Here is a 2986-nt window from a genome sequence, read left to right as displayed (position 1 = left end):
GCCTTTGCAGTCTTCTTCCCAGCCATCACAACCTCCGTTGGACGATGTTCGCCCGTTGGCGGATCACCGACAGCCACTCGTTGGAGCGCAGCCCCTGCGGCCTACTGACTGTTGCCGTAGGTGCACGTCGTCTGCGTGATTTGCAGGTACTGCGTGATCGCGGCGGCGGCGGCGGTATGGATCTGTTCGTTGGCTGCGGCGATGGTGTCCGTGTTCGAAATCCCATTCACCGCGCGTTCGAAGCTCTTCTGCGTGGCTGCCACGGCCTTGCCCTCGGCTCGGTTCAGCTTGTTGGCCGAGGCGTCCAGCTTGTTGCCAGCCTCGTTCACGGCTCGCTGCGCCTTCTTGTAGTCGTCAACGGTACTGGCCGCGGTCAGGCCATTCAGGGTGTTCACCGCGCTCGCGTAGCTGTTCAGGTCCTTGCAGAAGGTTGCCTTGTCGGCATCCAGCGTGGGGGCACAGGCCCCGACGATGAAGGCGGAAGCAAGGACGGGAAGGAAACGTAGTCGGGGGTGGCTCATGAAGTCTTCTCCTTCTTGCTGCGAGGGATGCGCGTTGCCGATGCGGCGCATGAGCGCTTCATGCGGGAAGAGTCGGCGCCTGGATGGAACGCTGTCTTGGTCCCACGAACTTCTCCTTCGCAATTCGCATTGGACGAACAGCCCGTCAGCCCATCCGCGAACGCAGTAGGCGCCGATTCATGGTCGGCGGCGAAACTCTTCCGGGTTCTCATATCCGCAAGCTATGATGCTTCCGTGCTCCCAGAAATTCGACAGCTCCAGCACGTGGCCGCCATCGGGCAGTACCGCTCTTTCGGCCGCGCCGCCCATGCGCTCGGCATGAGCCAGCCGGCCCTGAGCAAGAGCATCAAGGTGCTGGAGACGGCGCTCGGCGTGCGGCTGTTCGAGCGCGGCAAGAGTGGCGCGGTGCCGACGGTCTTCGGCCAGCTCATCCTGTCCCGGGGTGGCGCTCTGATTCACAACCTCGACGCGCTCGTGGTCGAGATCGACCGCATGAACAATCTCGCCTCGGGAACCCTGTCAGTCGGCGCGGGTTTCTTCCCGTACGATCTGCTCGTCGTCCCCGCCGTCGGCCGGCTCGCGCGAATGTATCCAGGCCTGCACCTTCGGGTCGCCCATGCCGACTGGCGGCTGGTGTCGCAACAGGTCCTGGCCGGTACGCTTGACATCGGCATCACCGGGGTAGCGCGCGCGGATCGCGACGCAGCGCTGGTGGTGGAGCCCCTCACGGCGCAGGTGGCCAGGTTCTTCGTCCGGCGGAGACATCCGCTCTCCGGCGCGGCCAAGTTGTCCCTGAAGCAACTCGCGCCGTACCCGTTCGTCATGGGCCCGGTCCCGCCGCGCCTAGCCCCGTTCCTCCAGCGGGCCGGGATCAAGGGGCGGATCGATCCCTTGACCGGCGACTTCATCCCCGCCATCACAGTGGATTCCATCGCTCTGATGAACGCCTTCGTGAGGGACACCGACGGGTTTGGCGCCGCGCCGGAGGCTGCCATCTCTGCCGAACTGAAGGCTGGGCAGTTCGTGGCACTGCCTGTGGATGCACCGTGGGCCGTGACCGAGCCGGGCATCATCCGGCTGCGCGAACGCGCGTCGACTCCGGCCCTGGAGGCGTTTCTTGCGGAGGTGAGGGCCATTGACCGGGCGGCGAGGGCGAGGGTGCCCCGCCGGCCGGTGGGGTCGCAACACCGATGACGGACCTCGGTTGCCAGAAGAACTGCCGCCAGACCGCGCCAATGATCAGCAGCTTGGCTGCCACTGGGCGCAGGTAGGGCGACGCGAGCTCTTTAGAGGCGAGCGGCGCCGCGGACGCACCGGAAGCAATTGCTTACCCTCGGATGCCTCCACAGGAGGGATTGGCCGGAATCCTCTGTGGCGCTGCGAAGCGACGCTTTCAGCCCCAACAAGGGCGACCTTTCGCTGAACCTTCCGTGATACTCGCCTCGCAAGGAGGAATTTGTCATGGACGCGACAGATCAAAGTTGGCTACAGCAAGCGAAGAAGAACGCAGGTTGGCTCGTCTTTCTCGGCATCGTAGAGATTGTGGCCGGAGTCCTGGGGATCCTGGCGCCATTCGTCGCGGGGGTTGCAGTGACGGTGATGGTCGGGTTCATGTTGATGGTGGCGGGCGGCGCGCGGGTCGTGGGGGCGTTCAAGGCGCAGTCCTTTGGCGCCGGCGCTCTCACTTTCATGTGGGGCCTGCTTCTCCTGGTGACGGGTTTCTACTTCGTGGTGCGGCCGGGTATCGGGCTCGAGTCGCTCACCCTGGTGGTTATGATCGTTTTGTTCGTCGACGGGATCCTGCGAGTCATCCTGGCGTTCCACATGAAGCCGGTAAAGGGCTGGGGCTGGATGCTGGTCGGCGGCATCCTGAGCATCCTGTTCGCCGTGATGATCTGGCGGCAGTTCCCCGCGTCGAGCCTGTGGGTGGTCGGAACCTTGGCCGGGTTCAGCATGATCTCCAACGGCTTCACGACGGTCTCCGTGGCGAGCGCTGCACGCAAAGTCGCCACCGTCGCTGCTGCGGCCTAAAAGCGACGTCCGAATCACACGGCGGGCCTCCCGAAGGGCGGGGGGCCCTTTACCAAAGAAGGGAAGAAGTTATGCGCAAAACGATCGTTGGTTCGATGGTGGTAGGAGCGCTGCTGCTCATCGCGGGGAGAGCCGACGCCGCCGATCCCCTTGTCGATAGCCTGAAGAAGGCCTGCAACAAAGAGCTCACCACGTTCTGCAAGGGCGTGCCGCAGGGTCAGGGGCGCATCCTCGCGTGCCTCTACGCCTTCGAGGACAAGGTTTCGGACAAGTGCATCTACGCGCTTTACGACGCCTCCCTCCAGCTCAAGGAGGCAGTCGCTGCCGTCGAGTTCGCCGCGAGCCAGTGCAAGGACGACCTGCAGAAATTCTGCGCCAACATCGAGCCCGGCCAGGGACGGGGACTGGCCTGCATCCAGAAGAACGAGAAGAAC

General features: G+C 64.3%; 4 protein-coding genes. 3 read left to right on the top strand and 1 reads right to left on the bottom strand.

The window, feature by feature from the left end:
* Positions 1-101 precede the first annotated feature (101 nt).
* Complete coding sequence (locus tag VMS96_10495; GenBank protein HVP43852.1) at positions 102-572, bottom strand: hypothetical protein; 471 nt, start codon at positions 570-572, stop codon at positions 102-104.
* Between the two features lie 78 nt (positions 573-650).
* On the opposite strand from VMS96_10495, the gene VMS96_10490 reads away from it, so the two are divergent.
* The 3 genes from VMS96_10490 to VMS96_10480 all read left to right on the top strand — a co-directional run.
* On the top strand, positions 651-1715 hold the full coding sequence (locus VMS96_10490) for a LysR family transcriptional regulator (protein HVP43851.1): 1065 nt from the start codon (positions 651-653) through the stop codon (positions 1713-1715).
* Between the two features lie 267 nt (positions 1716-1982).
* A complete protein-coding gene (locus VMS96_10485) occupies positions 1983-2552 on the top strand; it encodes an HdeD family acid-resistance protein (GenBank protein ID HVP43850.1) in 570 nt (189 codons plus the stop codon).
* Between the two features lie 71 nt (positions 2553-2623).
* Positions 2624-2986: cysteine rich repeat-containing protein (locus VMS96_10480; protein HVP43849.1), on the top strand; the 363-nt coding region annotated here is incomplete at its 3' end.

The sequence above is a fragment of the Terriglobales bacterium genome (assembly GCA_035543055.1).
Classification (GTDB): Bacteria; Acidobacteriota; Terriglobia; order Terriglobales; family Acidobacteriaceae; genus JAIQFD01.
Note: the sequence above shows the minus strand (reverse complement) of the source record. Positions and strands in the feature narration are given on the sequence as shown.

What these genes read in the sequence shown, in the direction of transcription:
- VMS96_10495 (HVP43852.1), bottom strand. Translation starts at nt 572, where the DNA reads ATGCGCCGCATCGGCAACGCGCATCCCTCGCAGCAAGAAGGAGAAGAC.
- VMS96_10485 (HVP43850.1), top strand. Translation starts at nt 1,983, where the DNA reads ATGGACGCGACAGATCAAAGTTGGCTACAGCAAGCGAAGAAGAACGCA.